Here is a 2,291-nt window from a genome sequence, read left to right as displayed (position 1 = left end):
AGCACCTGCACGCCGGCCACGTCCACGCCCGCCTGCGCCAGCGCCTCCCGGTAGGCGGCGCCCTCTTCGTCGTCCCCCAGGGCGAACGCCAGCGCCACCGTCACCCCGAGCCGCTGCAGCGCCACCCCGACGTTGGCGGCGCACCCGCCGAACTGGGGACGGCGAGACGAGCTCGAAAGCAGCCGGGTGCCCGTCGCCGGCGAGTCCGGCGACACGAAAGCGATGTAGTCCAGGCTGGGGTACCCGGTGGCGACCACCTCGGCGGGCACGGCTCAGCCCCCCTGCTGAAAGCGCTGGAGCCGGACGGTGTAGCGGTAGACGTCCGCCTTGTAGCGGGCCAGGACATGTTCGACCGCTCGCCCCGCCCGGTCGCACGTCGTGCGTACCACGAGCAGGAGCGGCGCACCGGCCTCCACCCCCAGCAGGCGGGCGTCGTCCTCAGAGGCGGGCACAGCCTCGAGCGATTCCTCCGCCGCGTCCAGTGCCACGCCCGCGCGGTGCAGCAGCTCGTACAGGGAGGTGGCCGGGCCAACCTGGTTGGGGTCGACCAGGCCGGGCGGGAGGTAGGTGTCGTGGAGCGCCACCGGCTCGCCGTCCGCCAGGCGCAGCCGGCACAGGTGCACCACAGGGCTCCCTGGACGCACTCCGAGCGCCTCGGCCACGCTCCCGTCGGCCGGCACCAGCCCCGCGGCGAGGACCCGGGACGACGGGACCATGCCCCGGGCGCGGATGTCCTCGGTAAAGCTGGTCAGCAACCTCAACTGGTGCGCGAACCGGGAGACCCGCACCACGGTGCCGACCCCCTGCGCCCGCCGGATGAGCCCGTCCCGTTCCAGGTCCGCCAGGGCTGCCCGCACCGTCATGCGGCTCGTGCCGAGCCGCTCGGCCAGCACGTGCTCCGGCGGTAGAAGCGCTCCGTCGGGCAGCTCGCCGCCGGCGATCCTCGCCCGGATGGCCTCCCGGATCTGCACGTACAGCGGCACTCCCGTGCGCCGCCGCAGCGTCAGGCTATCCAGCAGCCCCGATGCCCCTTGTGCCGCCACCGGCGGCCTCCCCTCCATCTCCTCGCCCCCGGAGGACAAGACGTCTAGACGTCCATCTGACTCGAACCGTTCGACGCGGTGTGGCGCTTCTCCTGCCTGTCTCAAGGAACTTCCCGGCCGAGAGCGGACGCGTCGACCTCCAGCTGGGTCGAATCGGCGTCGACCACGGTGACGGTACACACCGTCGCTGCCATCTCAACGGCTCGTGGCTTCCTTCGTCACGGCTTACGTATCGGGAGACGGCCCTCCTCGCGCTTCCGGCGGGCCAGCCAGACTCCGCACGAAGGCCTCGAAGCGTGGAAGTCTTGCTCTAACGAGGTGGTCACACCTGGCAGACCTCCAAGCTGCCTCACCAAGCGCTCCGAGTCAAGTTGATGTCCGTAGGGGCTGCGTTGGAACGCTTCGCTCCCCTTCACCGCTCGCGCCAGCGAACCGAAAAGTCACACCTCACCGGCTCCGAACTCACCTGTAGGTTTTTCGTGGCCATGCGGCCCGGTCTTTCGTGGGCCGGGCGCACGCCTCCACGTGGCCATGGTAAACTACGGCCGGGGAGCAAAGGAGGTCGCCGCTCGTGGGTACCATCACCAAGAAGCCTTGGACAGCCGAGGAGCTCGAACGGCTCCCGGAAGGCTGGCGGTATGAGATAGACGAGGGAGAGCTCGTGATCATGGCTCCGGCGGGATGGCTGCACGGAAAGGTCACGAACCGAGTCGCCTTCATCCTCAGCCGGTTCGTGTACCAGCGGCAACTGGGTGAGGTTGTGGTCGGCGAGTCGGGCTTTTTCATCCGCCGGGGACCCGACGTACTCCGGGCTCCTGATGTGGCGTTCTACTCGACGGAACGGGCCGCTCGCGTCGGAAACGTAAGCGGCTTTACGACCGTTCCGCCGGATCTGGCCGTGGAGGTCCATGACCCTTCGGAGCCCGACCTGACCCGGAAGATTCAGCAGTTCCTTGAAGCTGGCGTTCGAGCGGTGTGGGTGGCGGACCCGCAGGCTCGTACCCTGACCCGTCACGCTGCAGCGGAACCGCCGCGCACCTGGTCAAGCCCCGGAGCCGTCATCGAAGAGCCCGTCCTGCCGGGGTTTACCTGCCGGCTTGACGATCTCTTCGGAGAGGGGCAGGCTGGGTGGTGGACATGAGGCTGCGGGCCACGGCTACCGCGGCCCGTCTGGCTCCCCGATGCCTTCGCCCCAGCAGGCGCCATTTTCGTGCTTCGTGGTGCCGGATTATCCGGCATGATGGTCTC

The 2,291-nt window shown here is 69.2% G+C and carries 3 protein-coding genes; 1 reads left to right on the top strand and 2 read right to left on the bottom strand.

The genetic code is table 11. The features are described 5' to 3' along the window. Together AB1609_21675 and AB1609_21670 are read right to left on the bottom strand one after the other, a co-directional pair. Window positions 1-269: carbohydrate kinase family protein (locus AB1609_21675; GenBank protein ID MEW6049046.1), on the bottom strand; the 269-nt coding region annotated here is incomplete at its 3' end. 3 nt (window positions 270-272) lie between these two features. After that, on the bottom strand, window positions 273-1,043 hold the full coding sequence (locus AB1609_21670; GenBank protein MEW6049045.1) for a GntR family transcriptional regulator: 771 nt from the start codon (window positions 1,041-1,043) through the stop codon (window positions 273-275). A gap of 571 nt (window positions 1,044-1,614) precedes the next feature. Between AB1609_21670 and AB1609_21665 the strand changes: the two genes are divergently transcribed. After that, window positions 1,615-2,184, top strand: coding sequence for a Uma2 family endonuclease (locus AB1609_21665; GenBank protein ID MEW6049044.1), 570 nt, complete (start codon window positions 1,615-1,617; stop codon window positions 2,182-2,184). Window positions 2,185-2,291 lie beyond the last annotated feature (107 nt).

This window comes from Bacillota bacterium (assembly GCA_040754675.1).
GTDB lineage: Bacteria > Bacillota > Limnochordia > Limnochordales > Geochordaceae > Geochorda.
This window is presented reverse-complemented; position numbering and strand designations above follow the sequence as displayed.